Annotated in this window: 15 protein-coding genes; 3 read left to right on the forward strand and 12 right to left on the reverse strand. The window is 62.6% G+C overall.

All coding sequences use genetic code 11. The annotated features are described in order from the left end of the window. The 11 genes from EOA22_RS04520 to EOA22_RS04570 form a co-directional block, all read right to left on the reverse strand. Positions 1-521 (reverse strand): endonuclease/exonuclease/phosphatase family protein (locus tag EOA22_RS04520; protein WP_245478591.1); only part of this gene is annotated, 521 nt, incomplete at its 3' end. A gap of 166 nt (positions 522-687) precedes the next feature. Beyond that, positions 688-2,238 carry a sodium:proton antiporter gene (locus EOA22_RS04525; RefSeq protein WP_027161381.1) on the reverse strand — a complete coding sequence of 517 codons (1,551 nt, stop codon included), beginning with the start codon at positions 2,236-2,238 and terminating at the stop codon, positions 688-690. Between the two features lie 262 nt (positions 2,239-2,500). Then, positions 2,501-3,565 carry an ABC transporter ATP-binding protein gene (locus EOA22_RS04530; RefSeq protein WP_013529688.1) on the reverse strand — a complete coding sequence of 355 codons (1,065 nt, stop codon included), beginning with the start codon at positions 3,563-3,565 and terminating at the stop codon, positions 2,501-2,503. A 16-nt stretch (positions 3,566-3,581) separates the two neighbouring features. After that, positions 3,582-4,373: an ABC transporter permease gene (locus EOA22_RS04535; RefSeq protein WP_063168960.1), complete on the reverse strand. Its 792-nt coding sequence runs from the start codon at positions 4,371-4,373 to the stop codon at positions 3,582-3,584. Then, positions 4,370-5,164: an ABC transporter permease subunit gene (locus tag EOA22_RS04540; protein WP_224621361.1), complete on the reverse strand. Its 795-nt coding sequence runs from the start codon at positions 5,162-5,164 to the stop codon at positions 4,370-4,372. Before EOA22_RS04540 ends, EOA22_RS04535 begins: the two co-directional genes overlap by 4 nt. 187 nt (positions 5,165-5,351) lie before the next feature. After that, a complete protein-coding gene (locus tag EOA22_RS04545; protein WP_013529685.1) occupies positions 5,352-6,458 on the reverse strand; it encodes an ABC transporter substrate-binding protein in 1,107 nt (368 codons plus the stop codon). A 242-nt stretch (positions 6,459-6,700) separates the two neighbouring features. Then, a complete protein-coding gene (locus EOA22_RS04550; RefSeq protein ID WP_063168961.1) occupies positions 6,701-7,873 on the reverse strand; it encodes an iron-containing alcohol dehydrogenase in 1,173 nt (390 codons plus the stop codon). A 17-nt stretch (positions 7,874-7,890) separates the two neighbouring features. Beyond that, the gene (locus EOA22_RS04555; protein WP_063168962.1) at positions 7,891-9,279 is read right to left on the reverse strand and encodes an aldehyde dehydrogenase family protein; all 1,389 of its coding nucleotides are present in this window, start codon (positions 9,277-9,279) and stop codon (positions 7,891-7,893) included. A gap of 127 nt (positions 9,280-9,406) precedes the next feature. Further along, positions 9,407-10,777: a glutamine synthetase family protein gene (locus EOA22_RS04560; RefSeq protein WP_013529682.1), complete on the reverse strand. Its 1,371-nt coding sequence runs from the start codon at positions 10,775-10,777 to the stop codon at positions 9,407-9,409. Between the two features lie 87 nt (positions 10,778-10,864). Continuing rightward, a complete protein-coding gene (locus EOA22_RS04565; protein ID WP_013529681.1) occupies positions 10,865-12,421 on the reverse strand; it encodes an amino acid permease in 1,557 nt (518 codons plus the stop codon). 44 nt (positions 12,422-12,465) lie between these two features. Then, positions 12,466-13,284, reverse strand: a complete 819-nt coding sequence (locus EOA22_RS04570; protein WP_024502760.1) for an N-formylglutamate amidohydrolase — start codon at positions 13,282-13,284, stop codon at positions 12,466-12,468. 144 nt (positions 13,285-13,428) lie between these two features. Between EOA22_RS04570 and EOA22_RS04575 the strand changes: the two genes are divergently transcribed. The 3 genes from EOA22_RS04575 (at position 13,429) to EOA22_RS04585 (ending at position 18,738) form a co-directional block, all read left to right on the forward strand. Then, a complete protein-coding gene (locus EOA22_RS04575; RefSeq protein ID WP_063168963.1) occupies positions 13,429-14,256 on the forward strand; it encodes a MurR/RpiR family transcriptional regulator in 828 nt (275 codons plus the stop codon). A gap of 193 nt (positions 14,257-14,449) precedes the next feature. Next, positions 14,450-15,610, forward strand: a complete 1,161-nt coding sequence (locus tag EOA22_RS04580; protein ID WP_063170332.1) for an efflux RND transporter periplasmic adaptor subunit — start codon at positions 14,450-14,452, stop codon at positions 15,608-15,610. After that, positions 15,607-18,738 carry an efflux RND transporter permease subunit gene (locus EOA22_RS04585; RefSeq protein ID WP_063168964.1) on the forward strand — a complete coding sequence of 1,044 codons (3,132 nt, stop codon included), beginning with the start codon at positions 15,607-15,609 and terminating at the stop codon, positions 18,736-18,738. Before EOA22_RS04580 ends, EOA22_RS04585 begins: the two co-directional genes overlap by 4 nt. 64 nt (positions 18,739-18,802) lie before the next feature. Here EOA22_RS04585 and EOA22_RS04590 read toward each other — a convergent pair. Next, the coding region (locus EOA22_RS04590; protein WP_245478592.1) for a GtrA family protein at positions 18,803-19,272 on the reverse strand (470 nt) is incomplete at its 5' end.

A 19,272-nucleotide genomic window follows, 5' to 3' on the forward strand; every position in this document is an offset into this window, starting at 1 on the left:
TCGTCGACGCCGCTCCACGGTCCGCCATCGGACGGTGCCCGGCGATGCTCGGCCAGGAGATAGTCGATCTGCTCCAGCCGCTCCTCGGCCGCGATATGGGCGAGATGCAGCGACAACACCCGCACCGGCCCTGCCGGCGTGCGGATCATGCATTCAAGTGCTGCATTGCGGGTGTTGAGCGGCCGCAGCGTGCGGCGCATCGGCAGCGCATGCAGCCGCGACCAGACGATCGGCAGTTTCGACAGCACCATGGTGCCGAACTGGCGGCGCCGGTTGACCAGGCGGCCGTCATGCCGCTCGCTGGCGTCCATGTCGAAGGCCGGGCCATAGACCCAGTGATAGTCGGGCAGCAGGCTGGAAAGCAGCTCCGGCTGATCGTCGAAATTGCTGCGTTGCCAGTGACGCTCGACTTCCTGCAGTGCAATGACGTCGGCGCCGGCAACGATGCGCGCGGCGCGCGAAAGATCGTAGCGCCCGTCGCTGCCGAACCCGTACTGGATGTTGTAGCTGACCAGCTTCATTGCTTATCCGGCTCAATTTCGTGTTGGCAGTAGCGGTTCGATGCCGCGGTTGCAATGTGCAGGAGAATGGACCTGGCTTGGACCAGCCTTGCCCCTGACCGGGATCATGCACCGATCCCGAAGCACTTCGGTATCTTCCGTGCGCCGGAAAACGGCGTGCGATGCCTCAAGTATTCAGCGGCTGGAACCGGCCGGGTGGCGACGCGGCCAGTTCGGTCCAGTCGATCTCTTCCTCAAGGCGATGATAGGCTTCGTCGCCAATCGTCCCATTGCGGCGCAATTCCTCCAGCGCGTCGCGCTGGCTCTTGATCGCATAAAGACGCAAGCGGTCATATTCGGTCGCCGCCTGGGCATCGTCGGGGTTTTTGGCGATCTTGCGTTGAGCGGCATATTGCTCGCGCACCGCGGCCGCCGCGTCCGATGTCTTGCCGCTCAATATGTCGAGCGCCGCCTGCATGACCACAACACGCGCCTGCGCAACCTCGCGGTCGACCGTTTCGTCAGGGTTGAGGTTCAAAAGGCGCAGCAGCGGCTTCAGGCTCATGCCTTGCAGCACCAGCGTGCCGAGGACGACCGTGAAGGCAGCGAGCACGATCGGGTCGCGGGCCGGGAATTCAGCCGGCAGGGCGAATGCCGCCGCAAGCGTCACCAAACCGCGCATCCCGCACCAGCCGATCAGCACGCCGCCACGAAACGACGGAGCGTCACGCTGACGATCAGCCACGCCGAAACGGTCAAACCACCTGATGATCGCGCCGCACCCCAGAACCCAGACGAAGCGTGAGACGATGACGATGGCGAGCACTGTCCCGGCCAGGACGAACGCATCGGTCTGCCCCTGCCCGGCAAGCCGGCCGACGATCGTACGCGCCTGCAGGCCCATCAGCACGAAAGCCAGAACATTGAGCACGAAGACCGCCGTTTCCCAGACGGAATAAGAGCTGATGCGGTTTCTGGCCGGCATGCGGCGCGGCGCGGTGCGGGCGATCGTCATGGCATAGACGACTATGGTGATGATGGCCGACAGTCCGATCCTGTCGGCCAGGATCCAGACCCCGAACGTGCCGGCAAATTGCACCACAGTGCCGCTCGCCGGGTCCTCGATCCGGCCCAGCGTCATCAGAGACAACCGGCCAAGCAGATAGCCGGCCGCAAGACTGCCGAGCGTGGACAGCAGGATCATCGGAACGGCGCTGCTCAGCAGAATGGAGCCTGCTGCCGCAGAAATCGCCATTCGGTAAATCAGCAGCGCGGTGGCGTCGTTAAGCAGGCTCTCGCCTTGCAGAATGGCAGTGATGCGATGCGGCACCTTGAACTGGCCAAGCACGGCCGATGCCGCAACCGCATCGGGCGGCGCCACGATGGCGCCAAGCGCTATAGCCGCGGCAATCGGCAGACCTGCCATCGCCCAGCCGGCCAGCGCCACCGTCGCTGTCGTGAAAAGGACGGCACCAAGCGCCAGCAGCACAAGCGGCACCTTGTAGCGGTTGAGATCGCGCAGCGACGTGTCATAGGCGGCGTCGAGCAGCACCGGCGCGATGAACAGGGCAAGCGCCAGTTCCGGGTCGATCTCGATGGTCGGCACGCCAGGCACGAAGGCGATGGCCACCCCTGCCAGCGCCAGCAAAGAGGGATAAGGAACCTGCACGCGCCGCGACAGCGCCGTCAGCGCAACGGCGATCAACAGCAGAACGAGTGTCAGTTCGAAAAGAACCATGGCCTCTTATAGCCGGGAAGCGAGATTCTGGCAGCGGCAAAGCGGCTGGAAATTGTTGATTGCCCGGCAAGCTCGAGCCGGCAGAAAATACCTCGAATTGCTTCCTGACAAATCGCCGTCCACACCGACATTGAAATCATCTGATATGGGGCTCGCTTAAACGCGGACTTCCCTGCACTGCAGCCCATGCCACGCGGGCGGAAGCATCCTTCCCCCTTCGCTAACCGGGATACAGCCATTCATTCCAAACAAGCGCAGCAGCCTAGTGCAGCACGAGCATATCGCTCGAAGAAAACGAGATCTCGGCCTTCTCACCAACTGCGGGGGGCGGCGTTGCCGGGCTGTTGAACGTGTCGAGCGAGACCGTGTTGCCGCCGATGCCGACACGAACCCGGATGACCGATCCGAGGAAATGCACTTCGGAGATTTCTCCGGATAGGCTGGAGTCACGGCCAGGCTGGCGGCCCAGCGAAATAGCTTCCGGACGCAGCGCCAGGGACAGCGTGTCGCCCGACTTGGAACCGTTGAGCTTGCCCTTGAGCGAGACCTGTTCGGAATTGACCCGCACCGTGCCCGCGGCGGCATCGGTGACGGTGCCTTCCAGCACATTCAGCGTGCCGACGAAATTGGCGACGAACTTGGTTGCCGGCCGGTTGTAGATCTCGAATGGCGTGCCGACCTGCTCGGCCTTGCCGCCATACATGACGGCGATGCGGTCCGAGATCGACAGCGCCTCTTCCTGGTCGTGCGTGACGAAGATGGTGGTGATGCCGAGCTTCTTCTGGATCGACCGGATTTCCTCGCGCAGCGACACGCGCACCTTGGCGTCGAGCGCCGACAGCGGCTCGTCGAGCAGCAGCAGCTTTGGCTTCGGCGCGATGGCGCGGGCTAGCGCGATGCGCTGCTGCTGGCCGCCCGAGAGCTGGTAGGGATAGCGATCCGCCATCTGCGGCAGCTTGATGATGCCGAGCATCTCGGCGACGCGGGCATCGATGTCCGCCCTCGGCATGCCGGCGACCTTCAAGCCGAAGCCGATATTCTGCGCCACGGTCAGGTTCGGGAACAGCGCATAGGCCTGGAACACCATGCCGACATTGCGCTGGTTGGGCTTCAGTCTCGTAATGTCCTTGCCGCTGACGACGATCGTGCCCGCGCTCGGCTCCTCGAAACCGGCAACCATGCGCAACACCGTCGTCTTGCCGCAGCCGGATGGCCCGAGGAAGGAGACGAATTCGCCGCGCTCTACGTCGAGATTGAAGTCCTCCACCACCGTGGTGGCGCCGAAAGATTTTCGAACGTGCTGGATGGAGAGGAATGGGTCGGCCATGGCGTGGTTCTCTCGATCAATTTGGGCGGTTCGCCGATTTCGGCGCGAAGCGGGACAGGATCTGGATCAGCGACATGCAGCCCCAGGTGATGGCGAAGGCGATCACTGCAAGGGCTGCGGGCTCGTATGCACGGTTGGCGCCGATGTTCTGCAGATACGGGCCGAAAGCCGGACGGCTGAGCAGGCTGGCCATTGTAAACTCGCCAATGACGATGGCGAAAGTCAGGAATGCGCCGGACAGCACCGCGATCAGCACATTGGGCAGGATGACGCGGGTGATGATGGTGCCCCAGCCCGCACCCAGAATTTGCGCGGCTTCGGTCAGCGTACGCACATCGATGGTGCGCAGACCGGTGTCAACGGCCCGATACATGTAAGGCAGAGACAGCGTCGTATAGCCAATGACAAGCAACGCGTTCGCACCCCAATTGCTTGCCAAGAATGGCAGCGGCGAGTTCGAGCCGTACATCCTGATATAGCCGAAGACGATGACGATTGCCGGAATGACCAGCGGCAAAAGGGTGATGAATTCGACGATTGGCCTGAGCTGAGGCAGACGCAGCCGGATCCAGTATGCCGCCGGCACCACGATCAGCACCCCCAGGATAATGGTGCAGAGGGCAGCGATGACTGAAAAAAGGAAAGTTGACTGGAAGCGCGCGTCTCCCAGCACGACTTGATAGGCGTCGAAGGAGTGGACGCCGCGCCGCATGCGCAGCGAGAACTCGACCGTCGCGATCAACGGAATAAAGAAATAGGCAGCCCCGACAACAAAGACGACCCAGGCCCAGAACTTACCTGACTTCATTTGAGCCACCTTTCGGACCGAGTCCGAAACCAGATGTAGAAGACATTCGCAAGCCCGGTGATGACGATCATGCCAAAGGCTATGGCATAAGCGAGTTGCGGGTTGTGCAGCACGTCGCCGTTCATCTGCGAGTAGAGCTTGATCGGAACGATATTAAGCGTCGGACCGGCAAACGCATAAGCGGTGGCGATGGCGCCGAAGGCGTTCGCAAACAACAGGATGACCGTACCGAGAAAACTCGGCCATATCACAGGGATGACAACCATGCGCCAGTACTGCGCCTGCGTGGCACCGAGCGTGGCCGCAGCCTCGCCCCACTCCTTCTTCAAGCCATCGATGGCTGGCACGATGATGACCACCATCAGGGGAATCTGAAAGAACAGATAGACCGCGATCAGGCCCGTTGTGGTGAGAAAATTGAAGCCCATCGCGTAAATGTTGATGTTGAGCACGTCACGCAGAAGCGTCGTGACGATACCGACACGGCCGAGCGTAGCCAGGAACGCGAAGGCGAGCGGCAAGCCGGCAAAATTCGAGGCGACGCCCGAAAACGTCAGGGTCGCGGAGCGCGTCCAGCTTGGCAGTCCGCCGCGCACGATCGCGATCGCGATGGCGAGCCCGGCAAACGCCCCGATGATGGCCGACCAGAAACTGATCTTGATCGAAGACCAGTAGGAATTGCTGATCGACGGATCGCTGACCAGCTGCAGAATATTGTCGAGCGTGAACCCGCCTTCACCGTTCCGGAAGGCTCCCACGACGAGATAGAGCGTGGGCAGGATCAAGAACATTAGGGCAAAGATGAAGAACGGCGCCACGCCGATCCATTGCGTCGGCAAGCGGAAGGCGGTCGCCTCCTTCGGCGGCACCGGCTTGGTGGCGAATGCCTGATTTGAAAGCGAGAGATCGGTCATGCGCCGGCTACCGTCTTCGAGGAAGGACCGGGCGGCCTCGCGGCCGCCCGGTGGATTTCAAGTCTTACTTGACGTTGGCGCCGACAGTGGCGTCCCAGTTCTTGCTGATAGCTTCCTTGGCCTTAGCCTGCTCGTCGAGCGACGGGAACGCGGCCGAGGCATAGGATTCCGCCGGCGGCAGCTTGGCCAGCACGTCCGCCGGGATCTTGCCGTTCTTGGCGAGATCGTTGAAGCGGATCGGGTGGCAATAGCCCTTCAGCCAGCCGATCTGGCCTTCGTCGGAGTAGAGGTATTCCATCCACAGCTTGGCTGCATTCGGATGCGGCGCGTAGGCGCTGATCGCCTGCACGTAGACGCCGGCGACGACGCCGGTCTTCGGCACGATGACGTCGACGGGCGGGTTGCCCTTCAGCGTGTCGCGGCCGGCGAGCGCGTTGTAGTCCCAGTTGATCAGGATCGGGGTCTGACCCTGGGCAAGCGTTGCCGGCTTGCCCACGACCGGAACGAAATTGCCGGCGGCGTTGAGCTTCTTGAAGAAGTCTAGGCCAGCAGTGCCGGCAGCTTCACCGGCTGCGGCGCCACCGGAAAGGCCGGCGGCGTAGACAGCCTGGATGGCCTGGTTTGAAACGCGCGGATCGCCGGCAAGAGCGACCGCGTTGGCGAATTCCGGCTTCAAGAGGTCGGCCCAGTCGGTGGGCGATTCCTTGATCAGGTCCTTGTTCACCATGAACGACAGAACGCCGTAATAGTCGCCGTACCAGAAGCCGTCGGCATCCTTGGCGCTGTCGGGGATCGAGTCCCAGGTCGACACCTTGTAAGGCTGGATCAGGCCATCGGCCTTGGCGGTCGGGCCGAAGGACAGGCCGACGTCGATGACGTCGGGCGCCTGCGGGCCCTTGTTGTCCTTGTTGGCCTTGATCGCCTCGACCTCGTCGCCGGAGCCGGCGTCGGGGTTGAGTTCGTTGACGGTGATTTCCGGATACTTCGCCTTGAAACCTGCGATGACATCGCCATAGCCGCACCAGTCATGCGGCAGCGCGATGGTGGTGAGCTGGCCTTCCGCCTTGGCAGCCTTGACGAGATCGTCCAGCGAATCCGCGGACGAAATCACCGTCGACGCGAAAAGCGCCGCGGCCGAAAGGGAAAGCACTTTCCCCGTGAACTTGAACATGTGTTCTCTCCGTTGAACTGACGCCGTTGGACGCCTGCGATGCGGTATCGTTTTCATGTGACAGCCAGATGAAAGCTTTGTGAAAGCGGCTGCTCGCAGTGCGAAAAAGTAAACTCTTTTTAACCTGATGTAGCAATCGCTCCGCGATTCTTTTTCCGGCTAACTAGTTTGTGCCTTGCCCGTCATCCTCCCCCTTGTTTTCATAGCCCCTTTTCAGATCACTTTGCGGCGCGGAAAACGCCTCAGACCGTGCCGGCAATGGCGTTTTCGAGCAAGGTCAGCGCCGCCTTCTTGGTCAGCTTGACCGGGTTACCGCCGGCGGTCGGATCGACCACCGCCATGTCGGCGATCAGCGCCTTGCGCTTCTTGTCCATGTCGAGCCCCTTGATAAGGCCCGGCAGCGCATGCGGCACCTTCAATTCCTTGCGCAGCTTGATAATCGCCTTGGCGAACCCGTCGAAGCCGCCCTTGATGCCGCAATAGGCGGCGAGCCGGCCGATACGCTCCTCGATGGAGTCACGGTTGAAGGCGAGCACATAGGGCATGAACACCGCATTGGTCATGCCGTGATGGGTGTCATAGAGCGCACCGACCGGATGCGACAGCGAATGGATGGCGCCGAGCCCCTTCTGGAAGGCAGTGGCGCCCATGGCGGCGGCGCTCATCATGTGGGCGCGCGCGACGAGATCCCTGCCGTTGGCATAGGCCTTCGGCAGGTTCTCGAAGACCAGCCTCACACCTTCGACGGCGATGCCGTCGGCCATCGGATGATAGCCCGGCGCGCAATAGGCCTCGAGACAGTGGGCGAGCGCATCCATGCCGGTGCCGGCGGTGATGAAGCCGGGCATGCCGACCGACAGCTCCGGATCGGCAATAACGATTGCTGGCAAAAGTTTCGGATGGAAGATGACCTTCTTGGTGTGCGTCGCCTCATTGGTGATAACGCCGGCGCGGCCAACTTCCGATCCGGTCCCGGCGGTGGTCGGCACGGCGATGATCGGCGCGATGGCGTCCGAATTGGCGCGCGTCCACCAGTCGTCGACATCCTCGAAATCCCATACCGGCCTGACCTGCCCGACCTGGAAGGCGATCAGCTTGCCGAGATCGAGCGCCGAACCGCCGCCGAAGGCGATGACGCCGTCATGTTTGCCCTTCTTGAACACGGCGATGCCGGCGGTCAGATTGGACTCGACCGGGTTAGGCCTGACCTCGGAGAAGACGCCGTAAGGAACCTTGGCGTCGTCGAGTATCTTCAGCGTCGAGGCGACGACCGGCAGTTTCGCCAGTCCAGGGTCGGTGACGAACAACGGCCGCTTGATGCCGGTGGCCGCCAGCACCTCAGGCAATTCCTTGATGCGGCCGGCGCCGAAGCGGACGGTGGTGGGGTAGTTCCATTTGGAGATCAGCTTGGACATTTTTGTCTTTCAATAAATCAGATGGCTTCGCGCAGATGGAATGATTTCGGCCGGGTCAGATTGTCGTAGCCGATGGCCGACAAGCCCGCACCCTTGCCGGTGTCCTTGACGCCGGTCCAGACCAAGGCCGGGTCGAGGTAGTCGCAGCGGTTCATGAACACCGTGCCGGTCTCGACGCGGTTGCCGATCGCCACGGCATGCTCGGTATCGCGCGTCCAGATCGAAGCGGTCAGCCCGTAGGGACTGTCGTTCATCAGCGCGATCGCCTCTTCGTCGTTGCGCACCTTCATGATGCCGACGATCGGGCCAAAGCTTTCCTCGCGCATGACGCTCATCTGATGATCGACTTCTGTCAGCACCTCAGGTGCCAGATAAGGCGAACCAGCCTTGTCGTTAGCCACCTTCATGTTGATGTGCGCCTTGGCACCCTTGCGCAGCGCTTCCGCCTTCTGTTCACGGATCAGGTCAGCAAAGCGCGCCTGCGCCATCGGTCCCATCGTCGTCGCCTGATCGAGCGGATTGCCGACGACATAGTTCTTTGTCTCGGCGATGAAGCCTTCGACGAATTCGTCATAGACCTTCTCGTGCACATAAACGCGTTCGATGCCGCAGCAGCACTGGCCGGAATTGTAGAAGGCGCCGTCGACCAGATTGGCGACCGCATGGTCCATCTTGGCGTCGGGCAGCACATAGGCCGGATCCTTGCCGCCAAGCTCGAGGCCGAGCGTCATGAAGGTGCCCGCCGCCGCCTTTTCGATGGCGCGGCCGCCGCCGACCGAACCGGTGAAATTGACGTGGTCGATCTTGCCCGAGCCGAGCAGCCTTTCGGTCTGGGCGTGGTTCAGCACGACATTCTGGAACACGCCCTTGGGCAGGCCGATCTTGTCGAAAGCCTGCTGAAAGCGCTCGCCGACCAGCAGCGTCTGCGCCGCATGCTTCAGGATCACGGTGTTGCCGGCCATCAGCGCCGGCACGATGGTGTTGACGGCGGTCAGATAGGGATAATTCCACGGCGCGATCACCATGACGACGCCGAGCGGGTCTTTCTTCACATAGCGGCGGAAACCGTCCTTGGGGTTGGAGGCCGGCACCGATTTGAGCGCCTGCTCGGCGATCTCGACCATGTAGTTGGTGCGTTCCCTGACGCCGCCGAATTCGCCGCCATAGCGCACGGGCCGCCCCATCTGCCAGGCGATTTCCGGCACGATCTCGTCGGTCATCGCGACCAGCGCTTCCAGCATAGCCAACATGTACTTGCCGCGCTCGACGATAGGTGTCTCAGCCCACTTCTCTTGCGCCGCCTTGGCGCGTTCCACTGCGGCGTTGATCGCCTGGTCTGTAGCAATCGGCCGCTCGGCATAGATCGAGCCATCGACGGGGGTAATGAGTTTGACCGTCTCGGTCATTTTGTAAGTCCTCGTATTCTACAACAAAATCGTGTGGCCTGGCGCTGCCCCTCATCTGCCTGCCGACAGCCTCTCCCCACGGGGAAAGGCTAAGAGTGAAGGGGTGGCGCCGACGAACCGCCGATACCTAATACCGCTCGAAACCTCTGTGCAGTTCCCAATCCGTAATCCGGCGGTCGTATTCGAACTGCTCCCACTTTGCGGTGTGGACATAGTGTTCGAGCACATCCTCGCCGAGCGCCTGCTTGAGCATCTTCGACTTCGCCAGCGTGTCGGTGGCATCGCGCAGCGTCTTCGGAATCTCCGGCAGGCGAGATGCCTGATAGGCATCGCCGACGAACGGCTTCTGCAATTCCAGCTTTTCGTCGATGCCGGCAAGGCCGGCGGCGATCAGGGCTGCGAAAGCAAGATACGGGTTGAGGTCGGCGCCACCGATGCGGCATTCCATGCGGATGCCCTTGGTGCCCTCGCCGCACAGGCGGAAGCCTGCGGTGCGGTTGTCTTCGCTCCACATGATCTTGGTCGGCGCGAAGGTGCCGGCCTGGAAGCGCTTGTAGGAGTTGATATAGGGCGCCAGGAACCAGGTGAATTCCTTGGCGTATTTGAGCTGGCCGGCGGCCCATTGCTGGCCGAGTGTCGACAGCGTCCAGTCGGCCTTTTTGTCGAAGAACAGCGGTGTCTTGCCGTCGGCGCTCCACAGCGAATTGTGGATGTGGCTGGAATTGCCGGCGAGCCCGTAATTATACTTGGACATGAACGAAATCGCCTTGCCCTCGGACTCGGCGATTTCCTTGGCGCCGTTCTTCAGGATGACGTGGCGGTCGGCCATGTCGAGCGCCTCGGCATAGCGCACATTGATCTCTTCCTGGCCCGGACCCCACTCGCCCTTGGAATTCTCGATCGGAATGCCGGCCGCTTCCATTTCGTTGCGAAGCCGGCGCATGACGCCTTCTTCCTTGGTGGTGATGCCGATCTGGTAGTCGCCGATATAGGGCGATGCGGTGTCGAGACCTTGCCAGTGCTTCTTGCGGGCCGAATCGTAGGTCTCGTTGAACAGATAGAATTCGAGCTCGGATGCGAAATAGCCGATATAGCCGCGCTCGCTCAGCCGCTTGACCTGCTTCTTCAAGATGGCGCGCGGCGAATGCGGCAGGTCGTCATGCGTGTGGTGGTCGAGCACGTCGCAGATCACGAGCGCGGTCTTTTCCAGCCAGGGAATGCGCCGCAGCGTGGCGAGATCCGGCTTCATGACGAAATCGCCATAGCCCTTCGACCAACTCGCCGCCTTGTAACCCGGCACCGGCTCCATATCGATGTCGGCGGCCAGCAGATAATTGCATCCATGCGTTTCGTCATGCGCGGAATCGACGAAGTACTGCGCCAGGAAGCGTTTTCCCGCCAGCCGTCCCTGCATGTCGACGATGCAGGCCAGCACGGTGTCGATCTCACCGCTGGAGACCGCTTTCTTCAACTGATCGAACGAGAAATTTCCGGCCATTCCTTTGGCACTCCAGCGCTTGGGCTTTGAATGAGTTGAACGAAACCATGGCCGGCACGATGCCGGCCATGGCCATGATGGTGGAGGTCAGTGGCCGGTTTCGCCGACTGCCTGTTCGGCCGCCTTGATGGCCGCCTGACGCGCCGCAATGATGTCGCCGAGCGGCGGCCCCTGGAAGCGGCGCTTCTCGAAGCCGAACCAGACGACTGCCGTCAGGATGAAGAAGCCGACGGTGATGTAGAGCGCCCAATCGTTCGGCGGCTGGATGCCGATGATGAAGATCAGGATCATTGAGACGATCGACAGGAAGGCGAACAGCATGAACACGCCGCGCCCCATGTTCCAGGGACCCATCTTGTCCCACTTCGGCGTGCCCCAGGCGAGCATGCCGAGCACGATCGGCACGGTGAAGGAGAGGAACAGGAAGATGACGGTGCAGGAAACCACGATGGTGTAGGCCGAAGTGCCTGCGACCGAAACCAGCGTCGAACCCCAGACGAACAGCACCGACAGGATCGAAGCCGTCCAGATCGCCGCCACCGGCGTGCGGTAGGTCGGGCTGACCTTGGCGAGTGCCGCCGAACCCGGCAGGCCGCCGTCACGCGAGAAGGCGAAGATCATGCGCGAGGCAGACGTCACCGTGGCAAGGCCGCACAGCAGCTGCGCGACGAACACGACGAGGTAGACGAACTCCTTGATGCCGGGGCTTACACGCTGGTCGAAGGCCCAGAAGAACACGTTCCAGCCCTGCTTGGCGGCATCGTCCATGTTCGGGATCATCAGCACGAAGGCGGCCAGGAACAGATAGCCGAAAACGGCCGACCAGATCACCGACATGACCATGGCGCGCGGCACGGAAGAAGCCGCCTTGATGGTTTCCTCCGAGGTGTGCGCGGAAGCGTCATAACCGGTGATCGTGTAGATCGGCAGCAACAGTCCGAGCGCGAACACCCAGGCATTCGAGACGGATGGCCACACGCCGGCGCCTGCGTCCCCGGAATAGTTCTTGAAGGTGAAGAGACGGCTGAAATCCCAGGTCTCAGCGGAAGCCAGGCAGACGATGGCGATCAGGATCGAGCCGAAGAAGATGAGATAGCCCGAGAAATCGGTCAGCTTCGCCGTCAGCTTGATGCCGAGATGGTTGATCAGCGCCTGCGCGCCGGTGATGATGATCAGAAAGATCATCTGGTTTGTCAGCGTGCCTTCGATTCCGAGCGTCGGGCCGAAAGCGCCGATGAAAAACGTCCAGGTGCCGACATTGATGGCGCCGAGCACGGTGATCAGGCCGAGCAGATTGAGCCATGCGGTGACCCAGCCGGTGCCGCGGTTGCCGAGGATCGAACCCCAGTGATAGAGGCCGCCGGCCGTCGGATAGGCCGAGCTGATCTGCGACATGGCGACCGCAAAGGTCAGCGAAACGAAGCAGCCGACCAGCCAGCCGATGCCGATGCCGATGCCGCCGGCGCCGGAGGTGGCCTGGGCCAGCGAATTGATGCCGCCCGACAGGATGCAGATGATGGAGAAGGAAACGGCGAAGTTCGAAAAGCGACTGAGGCGCCGCTCCAATTCCTGGGCATAGCCCATGCTGTGGAGGTGCTTTACGTCCTCCGCCTTGTCAACTTCAGTATAACCCGGTGCTGCCATTTTAGTGTCCCCTGTTGGTTTTCGGGTCGGGATGAGATCCCGCCCTAGCTAGCCGATTGAACTGACTTTCCGACTGAATGCGATCTGGTGTGTCCGGCCTCCTCTGGCTCCAGATCCGAAAAAATGCCCGTGAGCAGATCCGCCCATTTCCGCTGCCCGGTCTCGCCGGCGATTTCGTCATTGCGGATTTCGATCATCGCGCAGGGCAGTCCGCGCGAGCGCGCATGCCGTTCCAGCGTGAAATAGACGCGGTCATCAGGTGAATACGGCTCGTTGACCCCGACGGTGACACCGGAAAGCCGCTTCAGCGCCGATATCAGCGGCGCCGCCAGCCGGCGATCCTCGTCATGGATGATGCCGATATGCCAGGGCCGGTTGCGGCCCTTGTATACCGGCGTGAAGGAATGGACCGAAACCAGCCGCGTTTCCTGACCGTGTGACAGCCTGTGGCTGATGATATCCGCAATCGTATCGTGGAAAGGGCGCCACGAAAGCGCGACACGCGCGGCACGCTCACTTTCCGACAGGCCGGCATTGCCCGGTATGGCCGTTGTCTCACTGACCGGCGGCACCAGGTCGGGCGCGTCAAGCGGCCGGTTGCAGTCGATGACAAGGCGCGAAATGCGGGTTTCGACGAGCGTCGCGTCGAGCGCCTGCGCCATGCGGCGGGCAACCGGCAGCGCGCCGGGATCCCAGGCGATGTGGCGCGACAGGTCCTCGACAGCAAGGCCGAGCGTGCCGAATTCGGCGGGCAGGAAGTTCGAGGCGTGATCGCAGGTCAGCACGAAAGGGCTTGATCCGCCGGGGTTCGTCACCCTTACGGTATCAGACGATGCAAGGCTGGCGGGCCGTGCTTTCTCCATACTCTGCCGTCCCCGGGGAGCGCTGTATCGTATGTTACGTATTTTGCCTCATTGCGTCCCTGTGGATGATTTCATACAGTTTGTCCGGCTTTGTCAAATGCGATTTCGGAAAAGACCATCGACCGAGCCAAGGGTGGGGAAAAGATGATTTCCAACATTGCCGAACTGATCGCCGACCGCGTCGGCACGATGCCGGCCAGCGAACGGCGCGCGGCCCAGACACTGATTGCCTTCTACCCGATGATCGGCTTGAAAACGGTCGCTGAATTCTCGGCCGCAGCCGGCGTTTCCTCGCCGACAATCCTGCGTTTCGTCGCCCGGTTGGGCTTTCAGAACTATCCGGAGTTCCAGTCGAGCCTGCAGGACGAACTGGCGGCGCAACTGCAATCGCCGGCGACAAGGACGCTCAATCCGCCCTCGCCCGGCGGCGGGACCGTGTCGCCGATGCTGGAAGCGACGCTCGACAATATGCGCGAGACATTCAGGCACCTGTCCGACAAGCAGCTTGCCGACATCGCCGCCCGGCTGGCGGACCGGCGCGGCAAGACCTTCCTGATCGGCGGCCGCTTCACCGATCCGCTGGCGCGCTACATGGCCGCCCACCTCGCCATCATCCAGCCGGATGTCTTTCACCTCGCCGGGCAGGAAAGCATGTGGCGTGACCGGCTGATCGACATGGGCAAGCGCGACGTGCTGGTCATCTTCGACATCAGGCGCTACCAGGACAGCCTCCTCCGCTTCGCCGAGAAGGCGCATCAGCGTGGCGTGCAGATCGTACTGTTCACCGACCAGTGGCTGTCGCCGATCGCCCGCCTTGCTCGCCATGTCATCGCCGGACGAACCGCAGTGCCGTCGGCATGGGATTCATCGGCGGCCCTTTTCGTCGTCGCCGAAACGCTGATCGGCGCCGTCACCAGGCAACTGGAAGCAGAAGGCGCCAAACGCATTCGCGAGATGGAAAGTCTGCGTTAGTGCATATGCGATGATCCGAAGCGTTACGCATATTTTCTCAAACGTTACATATATTTAATGTGCGCAGCCCCCGGAGAATTGTCATAAAGACGCGATATCGAGACGGCTTCTTTGCCTTACAATAGCCTCGCTGCGTCTGCTTCATTTCGGGAAACCGGTAGACGGAAGGATTGTTTTACCAACCGGAGTGCTGATGGCCGCCTGGAAACAGATACTTTTTGCACTCGTGGTGCTGGTGGTGGCGGCAGCCGCCTGGCTGCGCTTTTATCCCGGCGCACCGGACGTGCTGGCACGTTGGGGCATCGACTGGGCTTACGCGGCAACGCCCCCGGCTGAAACCGGTGCCGCCAACGCGAGGCAGGCAAACGGCCGCAACGGCAACCAGCGGGTGAACGTGGTCGCCTTGGCGGCCACTTCGGCTGTTATCAACGACCGCCTGCAGGCGATCGGCACCGGCCGTGCCAACGCCTCGGTGACCGTCAATCCTTACAGCTCCGGCCGCCTCGCCGAACTGCTGGTCGAATCCGGCAGCCATGTCGAGAAGGGACAGATCCTCGCCACCCTCGATTCCGAGACCGAAGTGATCTCTCAGGACCGTGCCAAGCTCGCCTTGCAGGACGCTCAGTCCAAGCTCGACCGCGTTAAGTCGCTGCGTGCCTCCAATGCCGCGACCCCGGTAGCCGTGGCTGATGCCGAGGTGGTGCTGGCGGGCGCCAAGCTGGCGCTTCAGGACGCGGAACTTGCACTGCAGCGCCGGTCGATCCTGGCGCCGATCGCCGGCACCGTCGGCATCCTGCCGATCTCGGCCGGCAATTACGTCACCAACCAGTCGGCCATCGCCACGCTCGACGACCGGTCCTCGATCCTGGTCGATTTCCTGGTACCCGAGCGCTTCGCCGCCGCCGTCAAGGTCGGTGCGCAATTGACGGCGACGCCGATCGCCAATCCCAGCAACGCCTATAGCGGCACCGTTTCGGCCATCGACAACCACATCGATGAAAAGAGTCGCACGCTGCTGGTCAAGGCCAAGATCGCCAACCCGGCCGATTCGCTGCGCGCCGGCATGTCGTTCGGCATCACCATGAAATTTCCGGGGCAAACCTATCCGGCCGTCAGCCCGCTGGCGATCCTGTGGGGGTCGGACGGCGCCTATGTCTGGCAGATCGAGGATGGCAAGGCCAGGCGGGTCCCGGTGCGCATCATCCAGCGCAACACCGAGACCGTGCTGATCGACGCCGAGATCGACAATGGCGACATGGTGGTCACAGAAGGCACCCAGAGCGTCAGCGAGGGCGGCGCGGTTCGCCTTGCCGGCGAAGAGCAGCGCGCCGCGGACGCCGCCGCAGGCTCATGACCGGAACCATCAACACCGCCAGCGAGACCGGCTTCACCGCCCTGTTCATCCGCAGGCCGGTCATGGCCTTCGTGCTCAACACACTGATTGCGGTCGCCGGCCTGGCCGCTTTCTACGGCGTCGAGATCCGCGAACTGCCTGATGTCGACCGCGCGGTCGTCACTGTTTCCACCACCTTCGAGGGCGCGGCGGCCGAGACCGTCGACCGCGAACTGACCGACACGATCGAGGGCGCCGTCGCCCGCGTCTCAGGCGTCAAGTCGATCTCGTCGTCTTCCTCGTTCGGCTCGAGCCGCGTCACCATCGAGTTCAACGACGGCGTCGATCTGAATGTCGCCGCCTCGGACGTGCGTGATGCTGTCGGCCGCGTCGCCAATCAGATGCCCGACACCGCCGATCCGCCGCGCATCGTCAAGGCCGACGCCAATTCCGACGCGGTGATGCGACTGGCGGTGACCTCGGACAACATGTCGATCCAGGACATGACCGTGGTGGTCCAGGACCAGATCGAGGACGAGCTTGCCGCCGTGCCCGGCGTTGCCGACGTCCAGGTCTATGGCGACCGCGACAAGATCTTTCGCATCGATGTCGACCAGAACAAGCTGGCCAGCCTCGGCTTCACGGTTGCCGATCTCAGGGCCGCCCTTGCCTCGGTCGCTTTCGATTCCCCTGCCGGTTCGATCACCACGACCAACCAGGACCTGATCGTCCGCACGACTGCCGACGTGACCACGCCGGAAGAGTTCGAAAACATCATTGTCGGCGGCACGACGCGCATCCGCGACGTCGCCACCGTCACGCTCGGTCCCGACGTCGGCCAGACCACGCTGCGCTCGGATGGCAAGACCGGCATCGGCATCGGCATCATCCGCCAGGCGGAATCGAACACGCTGGACATCTCGACCGGCGTCCAGTCCGCCGTCGCCAAGCTGCAGGAAAACCTGCCCAAGGGCATGTCGATCAAGATCACCAGCGACGACGCCGTCTTCGTCAAGGGCGCGGTGCACGAGGTCGAGATCGCACTCGGCCTGTCCGTGACCATGGTGCTGATCGTCATCTATGTGTTTCTCCTCGACTGGCGCGCGACGCTGATCCCCGGCCTGTCGATGCCGGTCGCCATGATCGGCACCATCGCTGCCATCTATCTGGCCGGCTTCTCGGTCAACATCCTGACCCTGCTCGCTCTGGTGCTGGCGACGGGACTGGTCGTCGACGACGCCATCGTCGTGCTCGAAAACATCGTGCGACGACGCAATGAAGGCATGGGGCCCCGCGCCGCCGCCGTGCTTGGCGCGCAGGAAGTGTTTTTCGCCGTCATTGCCACCACCTTGACGCTGGTCGCCGTCTTCGTGCCGATTTCGTTCCTGCCCGGCCAGACCGGCGGCCTGTTCCGCGAATTCGGCTTCGTGCTTGCCATGTCGGTGCTATTGTCCTGCGTTGTGGCGCTGACGCTGTGCCCGATGCTCGCCTCGCGCATGCTGACCAGCGCATCGCTCCACCACGAAGGGGGCCATGGCATCGGCGCCCGCATCGGCGGCGCGCTCAATACGGCCTACAAGCGCGGCCTACACGCCTGCCTCGACGCGCCATGGATCGTGCTTCTGGTCGCGGTGCTGTTTGCCGGCACCGCCTTCACGCTGTTCGGCACCATCCGCCAGGAGCTGACGCCGACCGAGGACCGCGCCGCCGTGCTTCTGCGCATCAGCGCCCCGCAAGGCGTCAGCCTCGACTATACGACGCAGCAGATGCAGAAGATCGAGAGACTGATCCAGCCGATGCGCGATTCCGGCGAGATCCGCTCGACCTTCGAGAATGCCGGCCAGAACGGCTCCTACAATTCCGGCTTCATGGTGATGACGTTGGCGCCGTGGAACGAGCGCAGCCGCAGCCAGCAGGAGATCATGGCCGAGATCAGCCAGTTGACCAGGCAGGTGCCGAGCGTGCGCATCTTCCCGGTACAGCCCAACAGCCTCGGCATCCGTGGCGCCGGCAACGGCCTGCAGTTCGCGCTGGTCGGCAACGACCGCAAGGCGCTCGGCGACGCAGCCGTGAAGATCATCGCCGAGATGCAGAAGGACGCGCGCTTCCAGACACCGCGCCTGTCGATCGACCCGACGCAACCGCAGCTCGCCGTGGCCATCGACCGCGAGCGCGCCTCCGACCTCGGCATCGACATATCGGGACTGGCCAACACCTTGCAGGCCATGCTCGACGGCAACGATGTCGTCGACGTCTACATTGCCGACCGCAGCTACGGCGTGAAGCTGGTCTCGACCACCAATCCGATCAACGATCCGACCGATCTGGAAAACATCTTCCTGAAGACGGCAGACGGACGTTTCGTGCCGATGTCGACCATCGCCACGCTGACCGAACGTGCCGTACCGCCATCGCTGTCGCGCGAACAGCAGCAGCCCTCGGTGGCCATCACCTCCAACCTCAGTGGCGACTTCGCGCTTGGCGACGCGCTCACCCGCGCCGAGGAGATCGCCACGCCGCTGCTGCCTGCGGGCAGCCGCATCCTGCCTCTGGCCGAGGCGGCGACGCTGGGCGAAACCAACAGCGCCATGATCACCATTTTCGGCTTCGCGCTGGTCATCATCCTTTTGGTGCTGGCCGCCCAGTTCGAAAGTTTCGTCAGTGCCGTCATCATCATGGCGACGGTGCCGCTCGGACTGGCCTGCGCGATTTTCGCGCTTCTGCTCTCGGGCACCAGTCTCAACGCCTACAGCCAGATCGGCCTGGTGCTTTTGGTTGGCGTCATGGCCAAGAACGGCATCCTGATCGTCGAATTCGCCAACCAGCTGCGCGATCGCGGGCTTGGCGTGCGCGAAGCGATCGAGCAGGCCTCGATCATCCGCGTGCGGCCGGTGATGATGACGATGATCTGCACCGTGCTCGGCGGCTTGCCGCTGGTGCTGGCGAGCGGCGCCGGTGCCGAGGCGCGCGTCGCGCTCGGCTGGGTTATCGTCGGCGGCCTGGGGTTGGCCACCGTCTCGACGCTGTTCCTGACGCCGGTCGCCTATCTCCTGCTTGGCCGCTTCGTGACGCCGAAGACCCATGAGGAAGCGCGACTGAAGCGCGAGTTGGAGGAAGCCGCCTACACCAATGTGGAACCGGCGGAGTAAAGAAATCCAGGGAAAAGTGTGTAGCGGTTTTCCGTCCGGAATTTCGTAAGAAAAATAGTTCCGCCTATCTCAAGAACCGGCCTTCGATCGACCAGCGCGCGGCGAGGAAATTCAGCACCGCCGCCACCACGACACCGGCGATCTTTGCCGGCCACACTCCGGCGATGCCGGCAAACAGCGCGATGGAGAGGCTGGAGACGCCGAGCGAAATCAGCCCTCCAAGCGAGGCGAAGCGAAGGAATGCGTCACGCAGCCGGATGGCTCGATTGCGCTCGAACGACCAGAAGCCGTTCGCCGCGAAGGAAAAGGTGACGGCGATGAACCAGGCAGCAACGTTGGCCGGCAGCGGCGAAGCACCGAGCTTGAGCAGCAGGAAGAAGCTGGCAAGGTCGATGGCCGTGTTCGCCAGTCCGACAATGGCAAAGCGGACGATCTTGTTGCCGGTCGAACGCGGGGGCCGCTCGGCGTCGTTCATCCCCTGCCATCCATGATTGCGACATTGGCGCGGGCCAGGCTGGCTCCGAACGCGTCCGA

The sequence above is a fragment of the Mesorhizobium sp. M7A.F.Ca.US.014.04.1.1 genome (genome assembly GCF_003998745.1).
Taxonomy (GTDB): Bacteria; Pseudomonadota; Alphaproteobacteria; order Rhizobiales; family Rhizobiaceae; genus Mesorhizobium; species Mesorhizobium ciceri.